This window comes from Pseudomonas marginalis (assembly GCF_001645105.1).
Classification (GTDB): domain Bacteria; phylum Pseudomonadota; class Gammaproteobacteria; order Pseudomonadales; family Pseudomonadaceae; genus Aquipseudomonas; species Aquipseudomonas petroselini.
The window spans coordinates 99,741-122,334 of the sequence record NZ_LKEG01000053.1; the positions used below are offsets into that span (position 1 = coordinate 99,741).

General features: G+C 61.0%; 22 protein-coding genes. 8 read left to right on the plus strand and 14 right to left on the minus strand.

Features of this window, described 5'->3' with window-relative positions; genetic code table 11:
- Positions 1-27: 27 nt before the first annotated feature.
- Positions 28-492: a CopD family protein gene (locus tag AO064_RS25335; protein WP_046036647.1), complete on the minus strand. Its 465-nt coding sequence runs from the start codon at positions 490-492 to the stop codon at positions 28-30.
- A gap of 99 nt (positions 493-591) precedes the next feature.
- On the opposite strand from AO064_RS25335, the gene dinG reads away from it, so the two are divergent.
- From dinG to pdxH, 5 genes are all read left to right on the plus strand, one after another.
- Entirely contained in the window at positions 592-2,736 is a 2,145-nt protein-coding gene (gene dinG / locus AO064_RS25340) for an ATP-dependent DNA helicase DinG (protein ID WP_012722636.1), read from the plus strand.
- A gap of 88 nt (positions 2,737-2,824) precedes the next feature.
- Positions 2,825-5,122 (plus strand): beta-galactosidase, encoded by a 2,298-nt coding sequence (locus AO064_RS25345; RefSeq protein ID WP_064054981.1) that lies wholly within the window; start codon positions 2,825-2,827, stop codon positions 5,120-5,122.
- A gap of 82 nt (positions 5,123-5,204) precedes the next feature.
- Entirely contained in the window at positions 5,205-6,350 is a 1,146-nt protein-coding gene (locus AO064_RS25350) for a serine hydrolase domain-containing protein (protein WP_064055068.1), read from the plus strand.
- Between the two features lie 143 nt (positions 6,351-6,493).
- Complete coding sequence (locus tag AO064_RS25355; RefSeq protein ID WP_082893983.1) at positions 6,494-7,645, plus strand: OmpA family protein; 1,152 nt, start codon at positions 6,494-6,496, stop codon at positions 7,643-7,645.
- A gap of 27 nt (positions 7,646-7,672) precedes the next feature.
- The gene (gene pdxH, locus AO064_RS25360; RefSeq protein WP_064054983.1) at positions 7,673-8,320 is read left to right on the plus strand and encodes a pyridoxamine 5'-phosphate oxidase; all 648 of its coding nucleotides are present in this window, start codon (positions 7,673-7,675) and stop codon (positions 8,318-8,320) included.
- 36 nt (positions 8,321-8,356) lie between these two features.
- Here the strand turns inward: pdxH and AO064_RS25365 are convergent, their stop codons facing one another.
- Positions 8,357-8,617: a hypothetical protein gene (locus tag AO064_RS25365; protein ID WP_064054984.1), complete on the minus strand. Its 261-nt coding sequence runs from the start codon at positions 8,615-8,617 to the stop codon at positions 8,357-8,359.
- 157 nt (positions 8,618-8,774) lie between these two features.
- Between AO064_RS25365 and AO064_RS25370 the strand changes: the two genes are divergently transcribed.
- Positions 8,775-9,239 carry an outer membrane lipoprotein gene (locus tag AO064_RS25370; RefSeq protein WP_003189251.1) on the plus strand — a complete coding sequence of 155 codons (465 nt, stop codon included), beginning with the start codon at positions 8,775-8,777 and terminating at the stop codon, positions 9,237-9,239.
- A gap of 418 nt (positions 9,240-9,657) precedes the next feature.
- Here AO064_RS25370 and nhaA read toward each other — a convergent pair whose 3' ends face one another.
- A complete protein-coding gene (gene nhaA / locus AO064_RS25375) occupies positions 9,658-10,833 on the minus strand; it encodes a Na+/H+ antiporter NhaA (protein WP_064054985.1) in 1,176 nt (391 codons plus the stop codon).
- 216 nt (positions 10,834-11,049) lie between these two features.
- Here nhaA and AO064_RS25380 point away from each other — a divergent pair, with 216 nt between their 5' ends.
- Positions 11,050-12,144, plus strand: a complete 1,095-nt coding sequence (locus tag AO064_RS25380; protein ID WP_064054986.1) for a PLP-dependent cysteine synthase family protein — start codon at positions 11,050-11,052, stop codon at positions 12,142-12,144.
- A 60-nt stretch (positions 12,145-12,204) separates the two neighbouring features.
- On the opposite strand, the gene AO064_RS25385 is transcribed toward AO064_RS25380, so the two are convergent.
- The 3 genes from AO064_RS25385 to AO064_RS25395 all read right to left on the minus strand — a co-directional run bounded on the left by AO064_RS25385 (position 12,205) and on the right by AO064_RS25395 (position 15,293).
- Positions 12,205-13,818 carry an NAD(P)/FAD-dependent oxidoreductase gene (locus AO064_RS25385; protein WP_064054987.1) on the minus strand — a complete coding sequence of 538 codons (1,614 nt, stop codon included), beginning with the start codon at positions 13,816-13,818 and terminating at the stop codon, positions 12,205-12,207.
- A gap of 107 nt (positions 13,819-13,925) precedes the next feature.
- Positions 13,926-14,597, minus strand: coding sequence for a COG3650 family protein (locus tag AO064_RS25390; protein WP_046036654.1), 672 nt, complete (start codon positions 14,595-14,597; stop codon positions 13,926-13,928).
- Between the two features lie 96 nt (positions 14,598-14,693).
- The gene (locus AO064_RS25395) at positions 14,694-15,293 is read right to left on the minus strand and encodes a short chain dehydrogenase (protein ID WP_012722646.1); all 600 of its coding nucleotides are present in this window, start codon (positions 15,291-15,293) and stop codon (positions 14,694-14,696) included.
- 104 nt (positions 15,294-15,397) lie between these two features.
- Between AO064_RS25395 and AO064_RS25400 the strand changes: the two genes are divergently transcribed.
- Entirely contained in the window at positions 15,398-16,306 is a 909-nt protein-coding gene (locus AO064_RS25400; RefSeq protein ID WP_064054988.1) for a LysR family transcriptional regulator, read from the plus strand.
- On the opposite strand, the gene AO064_RS25405 is transcribed toward AO064_RS25400, so the two are convergent.
- The 8 genes from AO064_RS25405 to livH form a co-directional block, all read right to left on the minus strand.
- Positions 16,303-16,788, minus strand: coding sequence for a DoxX family protein (locus AO064_RS25405; protein WP_064054989.1), 486 nt, complete (start codon positions 16,786-16,788; stop codon positions 16,303-16,305). The genes AO064_RS25400 and AO064_RS25405 overlap by 4 nt on opposite strands.
- Positions 16,785-17,561 (minus strand): HvfC/BufC N-terminal domain-containing protein, encoded by a 777-nt coding sequence (locus tag AO064_RS25410; RefSeq protein ID WP_064054990.1) that lies wholly within the window; start codon positions 17,559-17,561, stop codon positions 16,785-16,787. Before AO064_RS25410 ends, AO064_RS25405 begins: the two co-directional genes overlap by 4 nt.
- The gene (bufB, locus tag AO064_RS25415; protein ID WP_064054991.1) at positions 17,558-18,436 is read right to left on the minus strand and encodes an MNIO family bufferin maturase; all 879 of its coding nucleotides are present in this window, start codon (positions 18,434-18,436) and stop codon (positions 17,558-17,560) included. Before bufB ends, AO064_RS25410 begins: the two co-directional genes overlap by 4 nt.
- A gap of 23 nt (positions 18,437-18,459) precedes the next feature.
- Positions 18,460-18,756, minus strand: a complete 297-nt coding sequence (locus AO064_RS25420; protein WP_064054992.1) for a BufA1 family periplasmic bufferin-type metallophore — start codon at positions 18,754-18,756, stop codon at positions 18,460-18,462.
- A 172-nt stretch (positions 18,757-18,928) separates the two neighbouring features.
- Positions 18,929-19,630, minus strand: a complete 702-nt coding sequence (locus AO064_RS25425; RefSeq protein WP_010212366.1) for an ABC transporter ATP-binding protein — start codon at positions 19,628-19,630, stop codon at positions 18,929-18,931.
- A 1-nt stretch (position 19,631) separates the two neighbouring features.
- The gene (livG, locus tag AO064_RS25430; RefSeq protein WP_012722652.1) at positions 19,632-20,399 is read right to left on the minus strand and encodes a high-affinity branched-chain amino acid ABC transporter ATP-binding protein LivG; all 768 of its coding nucleotides are present in this window, start codon (positions 20,397-20,399) and stop codon (positions 19,632-19,634) included.
- Positions 20,396-21,649: a high-affinity branched-chain amino acid ABC transporter permease LivM gene (locus AO064_RS25435; RefSeq protein WP_064054993.1), complete on the minus strand. Its 1,254-nt coding sequence runs from the start codon at positions 21,647-21,649 to the stop codon at positions 20,396-20,398. Before AO064_RS25435 ends, livG begins: the two co-directional genes overlap by 4 nt.
- The gene (gene livH / locus AO064_RS25440) at positions 21,646-22,569 is read right to left on the minus strand and encodes a high-affinity branched-chain amino acid ABC transporter permease LivH (protein ID WP_064054994.1); all 924 of its coding nucleotides are present in this window, start codon (positions 22,567-22,569) and stop codon (positions 21,646-21,648) included. The genes AO064_RS25435 and livH overlap by 4 nt, the downstream gene beginning before the upstream one ends.
- Between the last annotated feature and the right edge of the window lie 25 nt (positions 22,570-22,594).

A 22,594-nucleotide genomic window follows, 5' to 3' on the forward strand; every position in this document is an offset into this window, starting at 1 on the left:
GCTCCCGATAGCGGACTCATGGTTGCCTCAGAACATCGGCCGGGCCGAAGCAATTGCCACCACCAACAACCCCACGATCAGATTGATTCCCACCAGCTTGCGAATCTGACCCAACGCAGCTGCACCCGCCGGCCAATCTTCGGCCGCCACCGCCTTGCGCAGTTCCGGGAATTTCAACGCCTGAATGCGGATAAACAGCGCCGTCATCACCAGGTACAAACCCATCATCACCTGCACATAACGCGGCGCCGTCTCAAAACCGCTGAAACGCAGTTGCAGCAGGCCCACACCGCTGATCGGCAAAACCAGCACCGCCACCCACACCCACACGAAAAAACGTTGAAACACATTCGCCCACAGTTTGAGCCGGGCAGGGCCTTCAAGTGCCGCCACTGCGGCGGGGCGCAGGATCATCCAGGCGAAAAACATACCGCCGACCCACACCAGGGCGGCCAATACATGCAGGGTGTAAGCGAGGCTAAACGCGGTCATTGTGGTACTCCGTTCTGCGCGGGATTAATTAGCGGGGTATGATAGCGGCCGATCCGAACCACTGAAAATTTATCCAGCGTTTTTTGCGCCCGACTATCCATGATCAGCACTGAACTCAAAACCACGATCCAGGGCGCCTATTCGCGTTTTCTCGAAGCCAAGAGCTTGAAACCGCGTTACGGCCAACGCCTGATGATCGCCGAAGTGGCCAAGGTCCTCGGGGATATCGACACCGACGACGAAGGTCGCCGCGAGGGTGAGCCCGCGGTCGTGGCCGTCGAGGCCGGCACCGGTACCGGCAAGACCGTGGCCTACAGCCTGGCCGCGATCCCGACCGCCAAGGCCGCCGGCAAGCGGCTGGTGATCGCCACCGCCACCGTCGCCCTGCAAGAGCAGATTGTCTACAAAGACTTGCCCGACCTGATGCGCAACAGCGGCCTCAACTTCACCTTCGCCCTGGCCAAGGGCCGTGGGCGCTATATGTGCCTGTCCAAGCTTGACGTGCTGTTGCAGGAAGGCCACGCGCAAACCGCTACGGCGTCGCTGTTTGAAGAAGAAGGCTTCAAGATCGAGGTGGATGAAGTCAGCCAGAAGCTGTTCACCAGCATGATCGAGAAACTGGCCGGTAATAAATGGGACGGTGACCGCGACAGCTGGCCCACCGCCCTGGAAGACGCCGATTGGGCGCGCTTGACCACCGACCACAGCCAATGCACCAACCGCCATTGCCCCAACTTCGGTCAATGCGCTTTTTATAAAGCCCGCGAAGGCATGGGCAAGGTCGATGTGATCGTCACCAACCACGACATGGTCCTGGCCGACCTGGCCCTGGGCGGCGGCGCTGTACTGCCCGACCCGCGCGATACCCTCTACGTCTTCGACGAAGGGCATCACCTTCCCGACAAGGCCATCGGCCACTTCGCCCACTACACACGCCTGCGCTCCACCGCCGACTGGCTGGAAACCACCGCCAAGAACCTCACCAAGTTGCTGGCCCAGCACCCGCTGCCCGGCGACCTGGGCAAGCTGATCGAACAGGTGCCGGAACTGGCGCGGGAGATCAAGACCCAGCAGCAGTTCATGTTCAGCGCCTGCGAGCAGGTAGCCGACTTCAAGCCCGGCGAAGACGTCGAGGGCCGTGAGCGGCCACGTCACCGTTTCGTCGGCGGGTTGATCCCCGAGCACATGCGCGAAATGGGCATTGAGCTGAAGAAGGGCTTTTCACGCCTGACCGACTTGTTCACCCGCCTCACTGACCTGCTCAAAGAGGGCATGGACGGCGAGGTCAACATTGGTATCGCCAGCAACCAGGCCGAAGAATGGTATCCGCTGTTCGGCAGCCTGTTGTCGCGTTCCCAGGGTAACTGGGAGTTGTGGACCGCCTTCACCGTCGAAGACCCGGAAGACAACCCACCCATGGCGCGCTGGCTGACCCTGTCGGAAAGCGGCGCGTTGTTCGACATCGAGGTCAACGCCAGCCCGATCCTCGCGGCCGAAATGCTGCGGCGCAACCTGTGGAACGTAGCCTACGGCTGCCTGGTGACCTCGGCCACGCTGACCGCACTGGGTACCTTCGACCGTTTCCGCATGCGCGCCGGCCTGCCGAAAAAGGCCGTCACCGCGGTGGTGCCGAGCCCGTTCCATCACGCCGATGCGGGTGTGCTGCGGGTGCCGGACCTCAAGGCCGACCCACGGGATGCGCCAGCGCACACGGCGGCAATCATTCGTGACCTGCCGGGATTGGTGGAGGGTTCGCGCGGCACCCTGGTGCTGTTCTCTTCACGCAAACAGATGCAGGACGTGTTCGACGGCCTTGACCGTGACTGGCGCAAGCAGGTGTTTATCCAGGGCAACCTGTCCAAGCAGGAGACCCTGAACAAACACAAGGCGCGCGTGGACGGTGGGGACTCCAGCGTGTTGTTCGGCCTTGCGAGTTTCGCCGAAGGTGTCGACTTGCCCGGCGCCTACTGCGAACACGTGGTGATCGCCAAGATCCCGTTCTCGGTACCGGATGACCCGGTCGAGGCGGCCTTGGCCGAGTGGATCGAGGCTCGGGGCGGTAATCCGTTCATGGAAATCTCGGTGCCGGATGCTTCCTTGAAGCTGGTCCAGGCCTGCGGTCGCTTGCTGCGTACCGAAGAAGACCGGGGCACCATCACCTTGCTCGACCGCCGCCTGGTCACCCAACGCTATGGCAAGGCTATCCTCAATGCCTTGCCGCCGTTCAGGCGCGAAATTTCTTAAGCCACCGTGGGCGGATTCGCCCACTTCGTGGTCTATCTCAATTATGTCATCAGGCCATTCACCGGCCGTCTGGGAGAACCTTGTTCGTATGATTCGCACGCTGCCCGCCCTTTTTGCCTTGCTGTTCGCCGCGCCCTTGATGGCCGCGCCTGCTGGGCAACAGACCTTGTTCAACTTCGTCCGGCCTGCCGATGTGGTCAAGGTGGCGACCCAGGACGCCAGCCTGCCGCAGTACAACGCCGAACAAACGCCCGAAGGCGAAGTGCTGCGCCGCATCACCTTCAACGCGGCCGCCGAACCGAATCTGGTCCTCAGCCCGCAAACCGGTACCTGGGACTGGTCCCAGTCGGGGGCCATGAGCCTGCGCATCCAGAGTGCGATGGACTGGGCGCTGACGCTCTACGTCAAGGTGCAGAGCAGTGATGGCCGTACCCTGGTCAGTCGCGTCGACCTGCCCGCCGGCCCGGCGCAGACGCTGTTGGTACCGCTGCAGGCCAACTCGCCGCTGAGCCAGGGCATGAAGGCCGGTCCGCCGATGCCGATCACCGTGGACGGCCAGCGCGTGTTGCTCGCCAGCAGCGCGGGTGAGATCGACCGCAGCCAGGTGGTTTCGGTGACGTTGTCGATGATCAAGCCCAACGCCGCTCAAAGCATCCTGCTGGAGCGTTTCGGCGTGCAGGACAGCGAGCCGGTGCTGAAGGCCGCCTACAGCGAACTGGTGGATGCCTACGGTCAATCCACCCGTGCGCGCTGGCCGGAAAAAGTCAGCAGCGACGAGCAACTCAAGGCCGCCGCCGCCAAGGAGCAACAGCAACTGCAGGGCTGGCTGGCCACGCGGGATAAATCCGCCCTGGACCAATATGGCGGCTGGAGCAAAGGCCCGGCGTTCGACGCCAGCGGGTTTTTCCGCACCGAGAAGCGCGATGGGCGCTGGTACTTGGTGACGCCGGAGGGGCATCCGTTCTACTCCCTGGGCGTCAATACCGTGGCCCCGGACAACAGCCAGACCTACGTCGCCGGCCGTGAATGGATGTTCGGTGCGCTGCCTAAAGGCGGCGAACCCTTCGACAAGTACTACGGCAGCGGCGACAACCGCACCGGCAACGGCGCGGGCGAAGGGCGCAGCTTTGGTGCCGGGCGTTGGTATGACTTTTACGGCGCCAACCTGCAGCGCACTTATGGCGGTGAAGGGTTTGACCAGAAACGCTGGATGACGCACACCCTCGACCGCCTGCAAGCCTGGGGTTTCAACACCGTCGGCAACTGGAGCGACGAGAGCCTGGCCAGCGCTGACCGTGTGCCGTACACCTTGCCGCTGTCGATTGTCGGCGACTACGCCAGCATCAGTACCGGCACCGACTGGTGGGGCGGCATGCCCGACCCGTTCGACCCGCGCTTTGCCATGGCCACCGAACGCGCCGTGGCCATTGCGGCCCGCGATCATCGTGATGACCCGTGGTTGATTGGCTTCTTTGCCGACAACGAACTGGCCTGGGCCGGCCCTGGTGATGATCCCAAGTCCCGTTACGCCTTGGCCTACGGCACCCTGCGCATGACCACCGATGTGCCGGCCAAGCGTGCGTTCCTCAAGCAGCTGCGCGACAAGTACCGCAACGAAGAAGGCCTGTCGAAAGCCTGGGGCATCGAATTGAAGGGCTGGGAGCTGATGGAAGACCCCGGCTTCGAGCCGCCGGTACCCAACCCTGAGCACCCGGAAATCGAAGCTGACTTCAAATACTTCCAGAAGACGTTCGCGGATGCTTACTTCAAGACCCTCTCCGACTCGCTGAAATGGCACGCGCCCAACCACCTGCTGTTGGGCGGCCGGTATGCGGTCAGCACGCCGGAAGCCGTGGCCTCCTGCGCGCAGTACTGCGATGTGTTGAGCTTCAACATGTACACCCTCAAACCCCAGGACGGTTATGACTTCGCCGCGTTGCGGGCGTTGGACAAACCCGTGCTGATCACCGAATTCAACTTCGGCTCGGCCGATCGTGGGCCGTTCTGGGGCGGCGTGACGCAGTTGGCCAAGGAAGAAGACCGCGGCGCGGCCTATGGCAATTTCCTCAAGCAGGCCATGGCCGAACCGTCGATTGTCGGTGTGCACTGGTTCCAGTACCTGGACCAGCCGGTGACCGGGCGTTTGCTCGACGGCGAAAATGGCCACTTCGGCCTGGTGGGCATCACCGATGTACCGTTCCACGGGTTTGTCGACAGTGTGCGCAAAAGCAATCTGGCGGCGGTTGATCAACTGGGCAAGGAAGCGGAAAAGGCCAAGGCGGCCGGCGCCGTGCGTGAAAACGAAGGCGGCAGGGACGGGCACGACGGCAAAGGCGCGGGGCAGGGCGCCGGACATGCAGGCGGACACGCTGGGAATGGCCATTGATTGAGGGGTGACGGGTTCACAAAACCCGCCGGGGCTGGAACAATGTCGGCCACTTTTTGCTGTGTTTTCCGAGGGTGTTCAGGTGCAGATCCAGGGTCATTACGAACTCCAGTTCGAAGCGGTACGTGAAGCTTTCGCCGCGTTGTTCGAAGACCCGCAGGAGCGTGGTGCCGCGCTTTGCATCCAGATCGGCGGTGAAACCGTTGTCGACCTGTGGGCCGGCACCGCCGACAAGGACGGTGCCGAGGCCTGGCACAGCGACACCATCGTCAACCTGTTCTCCTGCACCAAGACCTTCACCGCCGTCACGGCCCTTCAATTGGTGGCCGAAGGCAAATTGCAACTTGATGCACCGGTCGCCCACTACTGGCCGGAATTTGCTGCGGCCGGGAAAGAGGCGATCACGCTGCGCCAGTTGCTCTGCCACCAGGCCGGGTTGCCGGCGATCCGCGAGATGCTGCCCACCGAAGCGCTCTACGACTGGCAACTGATGGTCGATACCCTGGCGGCCGAAGCCCCGTGGTGGACGCCGGGTCAAGGCCATGGCTACGAGGCGATCACCTACGGCTGGCTGGTCGGTGAGTTGCTGCGTCGTGCCGATGGGCGCGGGCCGGGAGAATCCATCGTTGCGCGGGTTGCGCGGCCATTGGGGCTGGACTTCCATGTGGGCCTGGCGGATGAAGAGTTTTATCGCGTCGCCCATATAGCGCGCAGTAAAGGCAACATGGGCGATGCAGCCGCGCAACGTTTACTGCAAGTAATGATGCGTGAACCTACGTCCATGACGACGCGTGCTTTTGCCAATCCCCCGTCTATTCTGACCAGCACTAATAAACCTGAATGGCGTCGCATGCAGCAGCCGGCGGCAAATGGTCACGGTAATGCGCGCAGCCTGGCGGGTTTTTATAGCGGATTGTTGGACGGTAGTTTGCTCGAAGCCGACATGCTTGAACAATTGACCCGCGAACACAGTATCGGGCCGGATAAAACATTATTGACCCAGACCCGTTTTGGCCTGGGCTGCATGTTGGACCAACCGCAACTCCCCAACGCCACCTTCGGCCTTGGCCCGCGTGCTTTCGGGCATCCCGGTGCCGGTGGTTCGGTCGGCTTTGCCGACCCTGAGCATGATGTAGCATTTGGTTTCGTGACTAATACATTGGGACCTTACGTACTTATGGACCCACGGGCACAGAAGTTGGTCGGAATATTGGCCGGTTGTCTGTAAACCCCTTGCTGTTTCACGTTTTTTTGTTACAAAGGCGAGTATAAGAAGGCGCTGAACGAAATGATGTAACTTTAATGTTCTGTAAGCGTCTGTTTAATGGGTCATACAGACCCCCGTTTCTTTTCTCATTTTGTGGATATCTCATGTTATCGAACAAGTCCTTGGCACTGGCGCTATGCCTCACTATTACCGGCTGCGCACAAACTCCACAAAATGATGCCGAGGGCGGGCATTGGTGGTCATTTGGGTCTGATAAGGCCGCGACCAAAGATACAGTGACCCAAACCGACGCCAAGCCGGATGCCAAACCGGACGCCAAGCCAGCTGCTGGCGCCAAGCCTGCCGCACCGGTAGCGCCTGCCGCTGCTGCGCCGGCTCCGGCGCCTACTGCCAAGGCCGATACCGGCTCCAGTTGGTGGCCGTTCTCTTCCAAGACCGCCGACGAAAAGGCCGCCGATGCCAAGGCCGACCTGAAAGCCGACCTCAAGGCCGCGGAGCCTGCCCCTGCGGTCGCTAAGAACGACACTGAAACCCACTGGTGGTGGCCGTTCGAAAGCAAGCCCAAGCCACTGGCCAAGGTCGATGTGACCAACGTGCCGATGCCCGATCCGAAAATCACTCAAGCCTGGCTGGACGACTATGAGCCGCGTCTGCGCGCCGCCATCAAGGACAGCAACCTGCAACTTGAGCGTCGCGACAACGTGCTGGTGGTGATTGCCCCGGTAGACGGTTCCTACAACCCGAAACGTCCAGCGATGTTGCTGCCGGTCACCCTCGGTCCCTTCACTCGCGTCGCCAAGGCCGTTGAAGCCGATCCGAAGACCGCCGTACTCGTATTGGGCCACGTCGATGCCACCGGCACCGCCCCGGCCAGTCAGGCGTTGACCAAGGAACGTGCGCAATCCATCGCCTCGATCTTCAGCCTCAGCGGCTTGAAGCAGGATCGTCTGATGCTGCGTGGCATGGGCGACCTGATGCCACGTGCCGCCAACGACAGCAACCAGGGCCGTGCCCTGAACCGTCGTATGGAAATCATGTTCACCCAGCGCACCACCATGCTGGCGCTGCTGAGCAAGTATCAATCGGGCAAGACCCCGCCTGCCGCCGAAATGGTTGCCGTGCAGGACGTTCCAGCCCCGGCCCCAGCCGCCAAGACACCGGCCAAAAAGGCGCCGGCCAAGAAAGCCGCCGCCAAGCCAGCCGCTAAAAAAGCCCCGGCCAAGCCCGCTGCGAAAAAACCGGCCCCAGCCAAAGCCAAGGCTGCTGCACCGGCCAGTGACCAGGCAAAAAACTGAGCCGCTGAACCACAAGGATAAAGCCGCATGACCCAGGCACTGGCCGATATGCGCCGTGACTACACACGGGATGGTTTGAGCGAGGCCCAGGCCCCGGGCGAGCCGTTTGCCTTATTCCACCAGTGGTTTGCTGACGCGGTGAAAACCGAGCAGCCACCGGTGGAGGTCAATGCCATGACCTTGGCCACGGTCGACCAGGACGGTCGTCCGCACTGTCGCATCCTGTTGCTCAAGGGCCTGGACGCGCAGGGCTTTACCTTCTTCACCAACTATCAGAGTGCCAAGGGCCAACAGCTCGCGGCACGGCCGTTTGCGGCCATGACGTTTTTCTGGCCGACCCTTGAGCGCCAAGTGCGCATCGAGGGTCGGGTGGTCAAGGTGACCCCTGAGGAGTCGGACGCTTATTATCAGGTCCGTCCGCTGGGCAGCCGCCTGGGGGCATGGGCTTCTCCGCAGAGCCAGGTCATTCGTGACCGGGAAGAACTGCAGGACCTGCTCAAGGCCACCGAGCAACGTTTCAGCGATACCCAGCCCGATTGCCCGGAGCATTGGGGTGGCTATCGTTTGTTGCCCGAGCGCATAGAGTTCTGGCAAGGCCGCGCCAGCCGCCTGCATGATCGCCTGAACTACCGCCTGCAAGACTCCCAGTGGACGCGCGAGCGTCTGGCACCCTGAGCTGCACCTTTCGTCACTTCGCTTGAATGTTGCCCATCACCCTGAAGTCTCTTGGACAGAGACTTCTGGCGTGTATTGCTGTGCGGCATTCTTCAACCAGTGCGGCAAGTCTGGCCGTTTGATCTTCAATGCGCGGGCCCTCTCCAGCTGCTTGAGCATGAAGGCACGCTTGTGCAGATCATTGCCCGCCAGGGACAGCGCCAGATCACGGTCCATCCAGCGCCTGATGCGCAGGTACAACCAGCCGTGGAAATACAGGCCGGCAAGGGTTGTGACTACAATGATGAGGTAATCCATGAAGGTCCTGGCTACGAGAGAAGTGCTACCGTTCGTCGAGTTTTCTGGTGCGGGCAGTCTGTACTAAGGCTGAATGAAAGCAATTTTCTGTGGGGCTTGCCGTGACAGGCGTCAAGCCGCAGCGTTTAATGAACACCTGTCCTTTGGAGTTGATGCTATGCGTAAGTCCGTTTTACTGGTTGCCTGCTTTACCACCCTGTCGTTGCTGCTGGGTGGCTGCGCCTCGAGTCTGACCGGCGACTCGTACTCCCGTGACGAAGCGCGTCGTGTGCAGACCGTGCGCATGGGCACCATCGAATCCCTGCGTCCGGTGAAAATCGAAGGCACCAAGACCCCAATCGGCGGCGCTGCAGGCGCAGTCATCGGCGGCGTTGGCGGCAGCGCCATCGGCGGTGGCCGTGGCAGCATCGTGACCGCCGTGATCGGCGCCGTCGCCGGTGGCCTGCTGGGTTCGGCCACCGAAGAAGGCCTGACCCGCACCCAAGGTGTGGAAATCACCGTTCGCGAAGACGATGGCAGCATGCGCGCCTACGTGCAGGCCGTGCAGGAGAATGAAATCTTCCGCATTGGTGACCGCGTACGCATCATGACCGTTGATGGTACCAGCCGCGTTACGCGTTAAGCGCTGGTTGTAGAAACACAAAACCCCAGCCGGGTGACCGGTTGGGGTTTTTGGTTTTATGGGGTGTGGCCGGGTTGAATTGCAAAAAATGCAGGCAATAAAAAACCGCCTTGGTAAGGCGGTTTTTTATTGCGAACCCCATTATTGACGGGGCTGCGACTTCAAAGATGCATTGACCTGCATCCAAGGGCTCACGTGTTCCGGTAAGTGCGCTGGAGGTAAGGCCCAGCGTTAGGAGGGCCGAGTATGTCCAAGTTTGCACGACCTGTGGCGAGGCAGCTTGCTCCCGCTGGGGCGCGAAGCGACCCCTGTTGGGTAAGCGATATAGCACCACAATCGCGGTAAACGCTCTGGGGCCGCTGCGCAGCCCAGCGGGAGCAAGCTCCCTCGCCACAGTGAGTATGCTTCGTCGGGCGTATCAAGCCTTCTTGCGACTCGCCATTGCCGTCACCGCATAACCAATACACGCCGCCAGTATCGAACCGGTCAAAATCCCCATCCGGTCCTCACCTGCGAACTCACTGGCACCCGGCACAAATGCCAGCGAACCCACAAACAGGCTCATGGTAAAGCCGATACCGCACAGGATCGCCACACCAAACACCTGGCCCCAGTTTGCGCCGTTGGGCAGGGCAGCGATGCCGGTCTTGATGGCCAGCCAAGTGAGCCCGAACACACCAACGGTCTTGCCGATCAACAGGCCCGCGGCGATGCCCATAGGCACATGGTGAGTGAAGCTTTCCAGGCTGACGCCGGTCAGGGACACCCCGGCGTTGGCGAAGGCGAACAGCGGCAGGATGGCGTAGGCCACCCACGGGTGCAGGGCGTGCTCCAGCGTGAGCAATGGCGACGGCTCGGCGTTCTTGGTGCGCATCGGGATGCAGAATGCCAACGTCACACCGGCGAGCGTCGCGTGCACGCCGCTCTTGAGTACGCACACCCACAGGATCAGCCCAATAATCAGGTACGGTCCGAGCTTGATCACACCCAGGCGGTTCATCGCGATCAAGGCAATCAAGCACGCACCTGCACCTGCCAGGGCGGCACCGGACAGGTCAGCGGAATAGAAAATAGCGATCACGATGATCGCGCCCAGGTCGTCAATGATCGCCAGGGTCATCAGGAACAGTTTCAGCGACACTGGCACGCGCTTGCCCAGCAGGGCGAGGACGCCGAGGGCGAAGGCAATGTCGGTGGCCATGGGGATCGCCCAGCCGGAAAGCGCAGCCGGGTAGTCCTTGTTGATCGCCCAATAGATCAGGGCCGGCACGACCATGCCGCCGATGGCCGCTGCGCCTGGCAACACCACTTGCGAGGGTTTTGACAGGTGGCCGTCGAGCAACTCGCGCTTGACCTCCAGGCCGATCAACAGGAAAAACAAGGCCATCAGGCCATCGTTGATCCATAGCAGCGCCGGCTTGGCGATTTTCAACGCGCCAATCTGTGCCACCACCGGTACATCGAGAAACGCGTTGTACAGGTGTGACAAAGGCGAATTGTTAATAATCAGCGCCAGCGCCGCAGCCGCGATCAATAACAGGCCACTGGCGGCTTCCAGCTGGAAGAAACGGGTGAAAGTGCTACGCAGAGCCAAGGGATGCTCTCCAATCCAGATTCAATAGGTGGGTACCCTAACCCGTACCGTTAGTTGTTAAAACAAAAGTTATATTCTTATTTGTTATAAGCGGAGCGCTGGGATGAGGTTGTGCTTAAGCCTAGCAATTGTGTGTCCAAACGTGCCGTTACTGTACCTGTGTGGCGTGTAGGAAACCCCCTAGAATCAAAGCCGAAATCCTTAGAGAAAACCTCCATGAGCGACCACCGTCCCTGGGCCCGCGAAGCCATTCGCATCATTGAAGCCGACTTCCAGCGCAGCGCCGACACGCACCTGATCCCCTTGCCGTTGCCGGGATTGCCGGGTATCGAGTTGTATTTCAAGGACGAGTCCAGCCACCCCACCGGCAGCCTCAAGCATCGACTCGCGCGCTCGCTGTTCCTGTATGCACTGTGCAATGGCTGGCTCAAGCCGGGGGCGCCGGTGATTGAGGCGTCCAGCGGGTCGACGGCGATTTCCGAAGCCTACTTTGCGCGCCTGCTGGGTTTGCCGTTTATTGCGGTGATGCCGGCCACCACCTCCCAGGAAAAAATCGCGCAGATTGCCTTCTATGGCGGCAAGAGCCACCTGGTGCAGGATCCGACGCAGATCTACGCTGAGTCCGAACGCCTGGCCCAGGAAAGTGGCGGGCATTTCATGGACCAATTCACCTACGCCGAGCGCGCCACCGACTGGCGAGCGAACAACAATATCGCCGAGTCGATCTTCCAGCAGATGCGCTTCGAGCAGCATCCGGAACCGAGCTGGTTGATCTCCAGCCCCGGCACCGGCGGCACCACCGCGACCCTCGGTCGCTACGTGCGCTACCGCCAGCATTGCACCCGCGTGCTGTGCGCCGATGCCGAGCGATCGGTGTTTTTTGATTTTTATCAGAGTGGCGATGCGAGCTTGCGCCTGGACTGCGGTTCGCGCATCGAAGGCATTGGCCGGCCACGGGTCGAGGCGTCGTTTTTGCCCAAGGTGATTGATGCGATGGTCAAGGTGCCGGATGCGTTGTCGCTGGCGGCCATGCATTACCTGGCCGAGCGGCTGGGGCGACGGGTCGGCGGTTCCAGTGGGACCAACCTGATTGGCGCGCTGGTGGCGGCGCAGCAAATGAAAAAAAACGGGGAGTCAGGCTCAATCGTGGCGATCTTGTGTGATGGGGGCGAGCGCTACGCCACGACCTACTACGCCCCGGCGTGGCTGGCGGGGCAGGGGTATGAATTGGACGGTTTGATTGCGGCTGTTGCGGCCAGTGTAGAGCGGGGTGAGCCGTTGCCCGCCAGCATCTTGCGCGCAAATATCTGACCCGACGCAAAGTAAAATATGGGAGGGGCTTGCCCCCTCCCATATTTGGATCGCGGTGTTTTAGGCTTCGATGCCCAACATATCCCGGGCCAATGCCTCGGCAATCCGAATCCCATCCACACCCGCCGACAGAATCCCACCGGCATAACCCGCACCTTCACCGGCTGGGAACAGGCCTTTCACGTTCAAGCTCTGCATCGATTCGTTGCGGGTAATCCGCAGCGGCGATGAGGTACGCGTCTCGATACCGGTCAACACCGCATCGTGCAGCGAGTAGCCCTTGATCTGCTTCTCGAACGCAGGCAACGCTTCGCGGATCGCCTCGATGGCGAAGTCCGGCAAGGCCAGGGCGAGGTCTCCCAGGGACACGCCGGGTTTGTAGGACGGTTCCACACTGCCAATCGCCGTGGACGGCTTGCCGGCGATGAAATCACCGACCAACTGCGCGGGCGCCTCATAGTTGCTGCCGCCGAGAATGTAGGCGTGGGACTCCAGGCGCTCCTGCAATTCGATACCTGCCAGCGGGCCACCCGGATAATCCACCTCAGGCGTGATGCCGACCACGATGCCGGAGTTGGCATTGCGCTCGTTACGCGAGTACTGGCTCATGCCATTTGTCACGACGCGGTTCGGCTCTGACGTGGCTGCGACCACGGTACCGCCTGGGCACATGCAAAAACTGTAGACCGAGCGGCCGTTCTTGGCGTGGTGCACCAGCTTGTAGTCGGCAGCGCCGAGCTTCGGGTGCCCGGCATACTTACCCAGGCGTGCGGCGTCGATCAGCGATTGCGGGTGTTCAATGCGGAAGCCCACCGAGAACGGCTTGGCTTCCATGTACACGCCACGACCATGGAGCATGCGGAAGGTGTCGCGGGCGCTGTGGCCCAGGGCCAGGATCACGTGCTTGGAGAGGATTGGCTCGCCGCCATCGACGACCACGCCGTTCAATTGGCCGTCTTCGATCAGTACGTCGGTCACCCGCTGTTCGAAGCGCACTTCACCGCCGAGGGCGATGATTTGCTCGCGCATGTTTTCTACCACGCCGGTCAGGCGGAACGTGCCGATGTGTGGTTTGCTGACGTAAAGGATTTCTTCCGGCGCGCCGGCCTTGACGAACTCGTGCAGGACTTTGCGACCGTGGAATTTCGGGTCCTTGATCTGGCTGTACAGCTTGCCGTCGGAAAAGGTCCCGGCGCCGCCTTCACCGAACTGCACGTTGGACTCGGGGTTGAGTACGCTTTTGCGCCACAGGCCCCAGGTGTCCTTGGTGCGCTGGCGCACTTCCTTGCCGCGCTCGAGGATGATCGGCTTGAAGCCCATTTGCGCCAGCAACAGCCCGGCGAAGATCCCGCAGGGGCCGAAGCCGACGACGATAGGGCGTTCTGTCAGGCCTTGCGGCGCATGGCCCACGACTTTGTAGCTGACGTCCGGTGCGGTGTTGACGTTGCGGTCATCGGCGAACTTGAGCAGCAGGGCGGCTTCGCCTTTCACGTTCAAGTCGATGGTGTAGATGAAGCACAACTCCGACGACTTCTTGCGGGCGTCGTAGCTGCGCTTGAACAGGGTGAAGTCGAGCAGGTCATCGCTGGCGATGCCCAGGCGTTGCACGATGGCAGGCCGCAGGTCCTCTTCAGGATGGTCGATGGGCAGCTTGAGTTCGGTGATTCGTAACATGACAGGATCCGGTGGGCGGCGGGCAATGAGGCCGGCTGTTTTGCAAACCGGCGATTATAAGCCCCAAAGGCCGTTTCCCGTCAGGTTAAAAAAGCACAGGGGTCCAGTCAGTCGTCGCGCGAACCGCCAAACGCTGCGCAACCCCGTTGCACCTTGCCGTTGACGCGCAACTCGGCGCTCATGTGCTGCAGGCTGCCGCTGACCGGGTCGACGCAACGCTGCGGGGCCACCCAAAGTTCGACTTTCTGGTTGTTGGCTTCGGTCATGAGGTTGAAGCGGCCTTCGCCGATTTGCTCTTCCACATAAGGCACCGCCAGTGGCGGCTGGCCTTCGCGCTGCAGCACCATGCCCTTGGCGGTGACGTTCATCGACCAGGCCGGGTTGTGGCCATTGGCGCGCAGGATCGTGCGTTTGAAGTCCGGGTCGTTGCAGGCCGAGGTCGAGCGCTCCATGCGGTAGAGCTGTTGCAGGTCCACGCTGCCCTGGGTGCCGCTGGCAACGCCGGAGAACTGGCCACGCAGGTCAGCGAACAGCGCACCTTGCTGGCCGGCCAGGGAGGCCGCCTCCTGCAGGATGCTGGTGCCGCTGGTGTCGTTGACCACATAGTTGCGTTTGTCGTTGCACGGCTGGAACAACAGTTTGCCGCCGACCGCCGTGAGTTCGCCCTGCATACGGGTCAGTCCCGCGAGAGAGGGCTTTGCCGGCTCGCTGTCGAACATCTGGCAGGCGGCGAACAGGGGAAGCAAGGCAAACAGGGCAAGGCTATGGGCGGCACGCATTATCGGGTCTCCAGACAAGTGCCGCCACGTTACGCAGACCTGCGTTGCATCACAACCCCGGTCGCCAGCTTCAGTCAATTCCGACAGGCATCCGATTTAACCAACGATAAAGGTCTGACCCGTCTGCAAGCCTTCGACACTTTTCGCGTAGGCCAATGCCACCTCGGCGCCGGGCGCCGGTTTGTAGCCACGAAAGTACGGCGCATAGCTGCCCATGGCTTCCAACAGTACGGTCGGGCTGACGGAGTTGACGCGCAGGCCGCGCGGCAATTCGATTGCGGCGGCTTTTACGAAGGCGTCAATGGCGCCATTGACCAACGAAGCCGAAGCGCCGGTGCGGATGGGGTCGCGGTTGAGAATGCCGCTGGTGAAGGTAAACGAGGCGCCGTCGTTGGCATATTCACGCCCGATCAGCAGCAGGTTGACTTGGCCCATCAGCTTGTCACGCAGGCCCAGCTCGAAGTCGCTTTCGCGCATGTCGCCCAGCGGCACGAAGTTCACGCTGCCGGCTGCGCAGATCAGGGCATCGAACTTGCCGGTCTGTTCGAACAGTGTGCGGATCGAGGCGCTGTCGCTGATATCCACCCGGAAGTCGCCGCCGCTGCGGCCGATGCTGATCACTTCGTGACGCTGAGACAGTTCGGTCTTGACCGCCGAGCCAATCGTGCCGCTGGCGCCAATCAATAGGATTTTCATGGTGCTGTTCCTCCAGGGGGTAAGTGAAGGGTCAGTCTAGAGTGGCTTTTTGGGTGGATAAACGCGCTAATAGGCAACCTTTGGTTTTCAAATGGAAACAATCCATGAGCGAGATGGATGACCTGGCGGCCTTTGCCGTACTGATAGAAGCCGGTAGTTTCACCCTGGCCGCCGAGCAACTGGGCTGCAGCAAAGGGCAGCTGTCCAAGCGGATCAGCCAGTTGGAGGCGCAGTTTTCCGTGGTATTGCTGCACCGCACCACGCGCAAACTCAGCCTGACTGCCGCGGGTGCGGCGTTGCTGCCCCAGGCCCAGGCATTGGTGGTGCAAGTGGATCGCGCCCGCCAGGCACTGGCTCGGCTTAAGGATGACCTGGCCGGGCCTGTGCGTATGACGGTTCCGGTGTCGCTGGGCGAAACCTTTTTCGATGGCTTGTTACTGGAGTTTTCCAAACAGTATCCGCAGGTGCAGATCGAGCTGGAGCTCAACAACCGCTACCGTGATCTGGCCCGGGACGGCTTTGACCTGGGCGTACGCTCAGGCGCGATTGAAAACGAGCGCCTGGTGGCCAAGCCGCTGCTGGCCTGGCATGAGATGACCTGCGCCAGCCCGGCCTACCTTGAGCAATATGGTGAACCCGAGACGCCGGCTGACCTGGCCGCGCATATCTGCCTGCTCAACAGTCACTACAGCGGTCGCGAGGAATGGTTGTACCACCAGCAGCACGAATTGTTGCGGGTGCGGGTCAGTGGCACCTTTGCCTCCAATCACTACAACCTGTTGAAAAAGGCCGCGCTGGTGGGCGCGGGTATCGCGCGCCTGCCATCCTATGTACTGCCGGCGGAATTGGCTGACGGCCGATTGCGTTGGCTCCTGCGCGATTATCAAACGCGGAGCATGCCGATGTACCTGGTGCACCCCTATCAGGGCGGCCTGCCGCGTCGCACCCAGGTGTTGGCCGACTACCTGGTGGATTGGTTCAAGCGCAGCGGCGAGGCGCTGGATCGGCTTTAAGTGTAGCAACGGGCGATCAGGTGATCGATGGACACACGTCCCGGCCCTTTGGCCACCAGCAGTAACAGCAGCGCAATCCAGGTGCCATGAGTCGGGTAGGCGTCCGGGTAGACAAACAGCTGAATCACCAGGGTCATGCCGATCAGGGCCAAGGCCGAAAAGCGCGTGGCGAACCCGACGAGGATCAGCACCGGGAAAAAGTGCTCGGCAAACGCAGCCATAGGCGCCGCCACTTCAGGCGAAAGCAGTGGCACATGGTATTCACTGCGAAACAGCGGCAGTGTCGAAGCCGCCAGTTTCGGTGTGCCGAGCTGGAAAGTACCGCTGATCAAATCAATGGCAAAGCCTTCGACTTTGGTTTGCCCGGATTTCCAGAACACCGCGGCAATGGAAAAGCGCGCGACAAAGGCAATCAGGCTGTAGGGAATTTGCTCGAAGAGTTGTATGACCCGTTTGATCAGGTATGAAGGGTGAGTGTTCATGGCGATACCTTGTGTTTTAGATGCAAATGAGTGATGGCGCTGTGGCTGATCAGCAGCGTGAGGCATCGGTGCAGATCGAAGTCGGGTGACGCATCGAGCGCGTGTTCCACGGCTTTTTCTAAGGTCAGGCCTTGGGCAAGGCTGTTGATAAACGCCACTGAACTTCGATTGATGGCGAAAACCTTGACCTCCAGCCCGTGGCGCAATACCAGCGCACTCTGGGCGTTCCACGGGTCCAGGGTCGCCAGGCCGCCCTCGGTCTGGTGCGCCGCCCACACCGTCACGACCGCATACGCGGAGTCCAGGGTGCCCACGGACGGGTGCAGTTGCAGGCGCAGCGCTCCCAGGTCTGCTTGATCTTGCAATGCCAGCAGCACGGCCTGTTGATCCAAGGGGTGGCTGTCGCTCGCGTGATACGCGCAAACCCGCAAGCGCTCCAGACGGGCAATATCTGCCAGGTAGGGCACGCTGGCCGCCGGTTCGAAGCCCTGGATGAAATCGGCGAGCGTGCTGCCGTACTCACTGATCAATGGGCTGGTCGGCGCGTGCCCCTGCACGTAGACGCTCGCCATTGCGCGAAAGAATTCATCGCCCACCAGTTGCAGCGTCACCGGGTATGCCACCACCAATGCGTTGATCAGCGCGCTGTGCACATTGTTGCGATACACCGCGAAGCGACTGGCTGGATCGGCACCGTTACTGCTGAACAACCCATCCGGACACGCCTGTTCCGGCGCCAGCAAGGCCGCGGTGAAGTCGTCATGAAGGCTCATGGGATCACCTGCGAAAGATGCCAGTCGGCCTGTTCAGCTTCCGTCAGCAGCACGCCGAACGCCGGCAACTGATTGTCCCGTTCGATCAGCGTCGCCATCGGGCCGATGCGTGCCAGTACTTGTTCGTAGAGCTGCCACACGGCGTTATCGATGGGCGAACCGTGGTCATCGATCAACAGGCGGTCGCCCAGGCTGTCAGCGTCTTCGGCGAAACCGGCCAGATGAATTTCACCCACGGCGTGCAACGGCAGGGCATCGATGTAGGTGAGTGGGTTGAGCTGGTGGTTGATGCACGACACGTAGACGTTGTTCACATCCAGCAACAGGCCGCACCCGGTACGGCGAATGATCTCGCTTATGAAATCGGTCTCGTCCAGGGTTGAGCGTTGGAACTGCAGGTAGGTCGACGGGTTCTCCAGCAGCATCGGCCGCTTGAGGGTGCTCTGTACCTGGTCCACGTGTTCGCACACCCGTTGCAGGGTGGCGCTGTCGTAGGCCAGGGGCAACAGGTCATTGAGGAACACCGGGCCGTGGCTGGACCACGCGAGGTGTTCGGAAAAGGAGTGGGGTTGATAGCGCTCGATCAGCGTGGCCAACCGCGCCAAGTGCTCACGGTTCAGCGGGCCTTCGCCACCGATGGACAGGCCCACACCGTGCAATGACAGCGGGTACTGCTCGCGGATCAACCCCAGGTAGTGATGAAACGGGCCGCCGGCCACCATGTAGTTTTCGGCATGCACTTCAAAAAAACCGATATCGGGTGCGGTTTCGAGCACTTCAACGAAGTGCTCGTGCTTGAGCCCTAGCCCGGCCCTGCGTGGGAGGCCGGGCGCCTGAGCCTGGGAGACGGCTTGCAGGGATGAAAGAGTCATCATCAGTACTCAGGTTTCGCGAGGGATCAGGACTTGGCGGTAAAGGCTGCGTCCTGGCCGAAGCCGGTCGGCGAGGTGGAGCTTGGGGTCTTGAGGCAGGTGCCGGCTGGGACCAGTTTCCAGGCGTTGGCCTGGTCTTTGGTTTTCGAGGTGCCGGCGCAGGAAGTGCCGGCGCCTGCGGCGCAATCGTTTTTGCCCGCTTCGGCGACACCGAAGCATTTCTGCATGTCGTCGGCTGCGTGGGCGGTGGTGGTCAGGGCGGACAGGCTCAAGGCCGAACCGAGTGCCAGTACCAGGGTAGCGGCGGACAGTTTGGTAGTCATGGTGTATCTCCAGCAGTGGGTTGAGGTGGCAGGCATGGGTGCCTGCGTACACCTCTAGAGACGGTACGGAGAAAATCGTTACAAGCCTGTAGGGAAAATCTTTTGTTTTTCCGCAAAAAAAAAGAGGAGCGGGTTTCCCGGCTCCTCTCATGGCTTTTTCCGATCGGCTTTATCAGCCGCCCAGGTACGCCTCACGCACTTTCGGATCCGTCAGCAACTGCTCGCCCGTACCCTGCATCACCACCCGGCCGTTTTCCAGCACATAGGCACGGTCAGCGATTTTCAGCGCCTGGTTGGCGTTCTGCTCTACCAGGAACACCGTCACACCGTCCTTGCGCAGTTGTTCGATGATGTCGAAGATCTGCTGGATGATGATCGGCGCCAGGCCCAGTGAAGGCTCGTCCAGCAGCAGCAGCTTGGGCTTGCTCATCAGCGCACGGCCGATGGCGAGCATTTGCTGCTCGCCGCCGGACATGGTGCCACCGCGCTGGCTGAAGCGTTCCTTGAGGCGTGGGAACAGGTGCAGCACCTTGTCCATCTGCTCCTGGTAGTCGCCCTTGTCGGTAAAGAACCCGCCCATGGCCAGGTTCTCTTCCACGGTCAGGCGCGAGAACACCCGACGGCCTTCCGGCACCACCGCAATGCTCTTGCGCATGATCTGCGACGACTGCTGGCCCACCAGCTCTTCACCCATGTAGCGGATGCTGCCGCTGTGGGCCTGGGGCGAACCGCACAGGGTCATCAGCAAGGTCGACTTGCCGGCGCCGTTGGCGCCGATCAGCGTAACGATCTCGCCTTGGCGCACTTCCACGTTGACGCTGTGCAGGGCCTGGATCTTGCCGTAGAAAGTGGAAACGTTTTCGAATTGCAGCATTTTACGCTTCCCCCAAATAGGCTTTGATCACTTCAGGATTGTCGCGGATCTGCTCCGGCGTCCCGTCGGCCAGCGGCGTGCCCTGGTTGATCACCACGATGTGGTCGGAAATGCTCATGACCAGTTTCATGTCGTGTTCGATCAACAACACCGTGGCGTTGTTTTCCTCACGCAACACGCCGATCAGCGCCTTGAGGTCTTCGGTTTCCTTGGGGTTCAGACCGGCGGCCGGTTCGTCGAGCATGAGGATCCGCGGACGGGTCATCATGCAACGGGCGATTTCCAAGCGGCGTTGCTGACCGTAGGCCAGGGTGCCGGCCGGGCGGTTGGCAAACTCGGTCAGGTTGACCTTGTCCAGCCAGTACTCGGCGTACTCCATGGCCTCGCGCTCGCTTTTGCGGAACGCGGGGGTCTTGAACAGGCCGGCGAAGAAGTTGGTGTTCAAGTGACGGTGCTGGGCGATCAGCAGGTTCTCGACCGCCGTCATGTCCTTGAACAAGCGCACGTTCTGGAAGGTCCGCACCACGCCCTTGCGGGCGATCTCGTGACCGGCCAGGCCCTGGATCGGCTGGCCGTCGAGCAGGATGCTGCCACCGCTCGGCTTGTAGAAACCGGTGAGGCAGTTGAACACCGTGGTCTTGCCGGCGCCGTTCGGGCCGATCAACGCGACCACTTGTTTCTCTTTCACGGTCAGGGCCACGCCATTGACCGCCAGCAAGCCGCCGAAGCGCATACTCAAGTTTTCGACTTTCAGGATCTCGCGGCTCATTTGCGCAGCTCCATGTGTGGACGTTGCATGGGCAGCAGGCCTTGAGGACGCCAGATCATCATCAGCACCATGAGTGCGCCGAACATCAACATGCGGTACTCGCTGAAGTCACGCATCAACTCAGGCAGCAGTGTCATTACCACAGCCGCGAGGATGACCCCAAGCTGAGATCCCATGCCACCCAACACTACAATTGCCAGGATGATTGCTGACTCCAGGAACGTGAATGACTCAGGCGTTACCAAGGCTTGTCGCGCAGCGAAGAAACTCCCCGCGAAGCCCGCAAAGGTCGCCCCGAGTGTGAAGGCCGAGAGCTTGATGAAGGTCGGATTCAGACCCAGTGCGCGGCACGCGATTTCATCTTCGCGCAGCGCTTCCCATGCTCGCCCGATCGGCATGCGCAACAGCCGGTTGATCACGAATAACGTGGCCAGCACCAGCAGTAGCGCGATGAGGTAAAGGAAAATGATCTTGTCCGAACTGCTGTAGGCCAGGCCGAAGTACTCGTGGAACGTTTGCGCACCGTTTGCCGCAGTCTTATCGAATGTCAGCCCGAAAAACGTTGGTTTGGGAATACTACTGATGCCGTTGGGGCCACCGGTGATGTCGGTCAGGTTACGCAGGAACAAGCGGATGATTTCTCCGAAGCCCAGCGTCACGATGGCCAGGTAGTCGCCGCGCAGGCGTAGCACCGGGAACCCCAGGAGAAAACCAAAGGTCGCAGCCATCATTCCGGCGATTGGCAGGCAGATCCAGAAGCCCCAACCGAGGTAATGCGAGAGCAGCGCGTAGGTGTAGGCACCGACTGCATAGAACCCGACATAGCCCAGGTCGAGAAGGCCGGCCAGGCCCACCACGATGTTCAGGCCCAAGCCGAGCATCACGTAGATCAGGATCAGCGTGCCAATATCGACAGCGGCCCTAGAGCTGAAAAATGGCCATACCAACGCGGCAGCAATCAAGGCAATGATTATGTAGCGCTGGGTGCGCGGCAGGGTCAGGAATTGGCTGACCTTGGGCGACACCAACGGGCCACGGTTGCGCTTGAACACGGCCCCGACCTGCTGGGTGAACAGCACGCGCAGGAACATCAGCACCGAGCACAGGGCAATAATGCTCAGTGTGAGCGGCCCGGTGCCATGCACTTCCAGGTTGATGCCGACAATGCTCAGCTTGAGGCCCAGCACCGGGAACGCCACGGCCCAAACCAGCAAGGCGCTGAAAAACGCCGATTTAAGATATCTGCTCATACTTTCTCAACCTCCGGACGGCCCAGGATGCCGGTCGGACGGAACAACAGCACCAGAACCAACAGGCCGAACGCCACGACGTCCTTGTACTGGTCGCCGAAGATATCGGCACCAAAGGCTTCGGCCACACCCAGCACCAGGCCACCGAGCATGGCGCCCGGAATGCTGCCGATGCCGCCCAATACCGCTGCGGTAAAGGCCTTGAGGCCCACCAGGAAACCGGCGTTGGGGTTGATCACGCCGTACTGCATGCTCAGCAGCACCGCCGCAACGGCTGCCAGCGCAGCGCCGATCACGAAGGTCAGGGCGATGATGTTGTTGGTGTTGATGCCCAGCAGGTTGGCCATCTTGATGTCTTCGGCACAGGCCCGGCAGGCGCGCCCCAGACGGGAGCGGGAGATGAACAGGGTCAGGCCCAGCATGGCCACCAGGGTGACGACGAAGACCAGGATCTGCATGTAGGAAATCAGGACTTCTTCCGCACCGCCCGGGCCGAAGGAGAAGCTCCCCGGAATCAGGTTGGGGATGGATTTATCCTTGGAGTCCTGGGACAGCAATACGGTGTTCTGCAGGAAAATCGACATGCCGATGGCGGAAATCAGCGGGATCAAACGGTTGCTGCCACGCAAGGGGCGGTAGGCAACGCGCTCGATACTGTAGCCATAGGCACTGGTTACGACGATCGACGCAAGGAACGCAGCGGTCATCAACAGCGGCAGGGAGTGGATACCCATCATGGCCAGCCCGGCAAGGGCGATGAAGGTCACGTAGGAACCAATCATGTACACCTCGCCATGGGCGAAGTTGATCATTCCAATGATGCCGTAAACCATTGTGTAGCCAATGGCTATCAAGGCATAGGTGCTGCCAATGGTCAGGCCATTAACCAGCTGTTGGAAAAAATGATAGATCTCAGGCATTACAGCGCTCCTAAAAACCCGATAC

What these genes read in the sequence shown, in the direction of transcription:
- AO064_RS25425 (WP_010212366.1), bottom strand. Translation starts at nt 19,630, where the DNA reads ATGCTGCAATTCGAAAACGTTTCCACTTTCTACGGCAAGATCCAGGCC.
- AO064_RS25405 (WP_064054989.1), bottom strand. Translation starts at nt 16,788, where the DNA reads ATGAACACTCACCCTTCATACCTGATCAAACGGGTCATACAACTCTTC.
- dinG (WP_012722636.1), top strand. Translation starts at nt 592, where the DNA reads ATGATCAGCACTGAACTCAAAACCACGATCCAGGGCGCCTATTCGCGT.
- livH (WP_064054994.1), bottom strand. Translation starts at nt 22,569, where the DNA reads ATGCCTGAGATCTATCATTTTTTCCAACAGCTGGTTAATGGCCTGACC.
- AO064_RS25335 (WP_046036647.1), bottom strand. Translation starts at nt 492, where the DNA reads ATGACCGCGTTTAGCCTCGCTTACACCCTGCATGTATTGGCCGCCCTG.
- bufB (WP_064054991.1), bottom strand. Translation starts at nt 18,436, where the DNA reads ATGATGACTCTTTCATCCCTGCAAGCCGTCTCCCAGGCTCAGGCGCCC.
- AO064_RS25435 (WP_064054993.1), bottom strand. Translation starts at nt 21,649, where the DNA reads ATGAGCAGATATCTTAAATCGGCGTTTTTCAGCGCCTTGCTGGTTTGG.
- AO064_RS25400 (WP_064054988.1), top strand. Translation starts at nt 15,398, where the DNA reads ATGAGCGAGATGGATGACCTGGCGGCCTTTGCCGTACTGATAGAAGCC.
- AO064_RS25345 (WP_064054981.1), top strand. Translation starts at nt 2,825, where the DNA reads ATGATTCGCACGCTGCCCGCCCTTTTTGCCTTGCTGTTCGCCGCGCCC.
- AO064_RS25390 (WP_046036654.1), bottom strand. Translation starts at nt 14,597, where the DNA reads ATGCGTGCCGCCCATAGCCTTGCCCTGTTTGCCTTGCTTCCCCTGTTC.
- AO064_RS25410 (WP_064054990.1), bottom strand. Translation starts at nt 17,561, where the DNA reads ATGAGCCTTCATGACGACTTCACCGCGGCCTTGCTGGCGCCGGAACAG.
- AO064_RS25355 (WP_082893983.1), top strand. Translation starts at nt 6,494, where the DNA reads ATGTTATCGAACAAGTCCTTGGCACTGGCGCTATGCCTCACTATTACC.
- AO064_RS25420 (WP_064054992.1), bottom strand. Translation starts at nt 18,756, where the DNA reads ATGACTACCAAACTGTCCGCCGCTACCCTGGTACTGGCACTCGGTTCG.
- AO064_RS25380 (WP_064054986.1), top strand. Translation starts at nt 11,050, where the DNA reads ATGAGCGACCACCGTCCCTGGGCCCGCGAAGCCATTCGCATCATTGAA.
- AO064_RS25365 (WP_064054984.1), bottom strand. Translation starts at nt 8,617, where the DNA reads ATGGATTACCTCATCATTGTAGTCACAACCCTTGCCGGCCTGTATTTC.
- AO064_RS25385 (WP_064054987.1), bottom strand. Translation starts at nt 13,818, where the DNA reads ATGTTACGAATCACCGAACTCAAGCTGCCCATCGACCATCCTGAAGAG.
- AO064_RS25370 (WP_003189251.1), top strand. Translation starts at nt 8,775, where the DNA reads ATGCGTAAGTCCGTTTTACTGGTTGCCTGCTTTACCACCCTGTCGTTG.
- AO064_RS25395 (WP_012722646.1), bottom strand. Translation starts at nt 15,293, where the DNA reads ATGAAAATCCTATTGATTGGCGCCAGCGGCACGATTGGCTCGGCGGTC.
- pdxH (WP_064054983.1), top strand. Translation starts at nt 7,673, where the DNA reads ATGACCCAGGCACTGGCCGATATGCGCCGTGACTACACACGGGATGGT.
- livG (WP_012722652.1), bottom strand. Translation starts at nt 20,399, where the DNA reads ATGAGCCGCGAGATCCTGAAAGTCGAAAACTTGAGTATGCGCTTCGGC.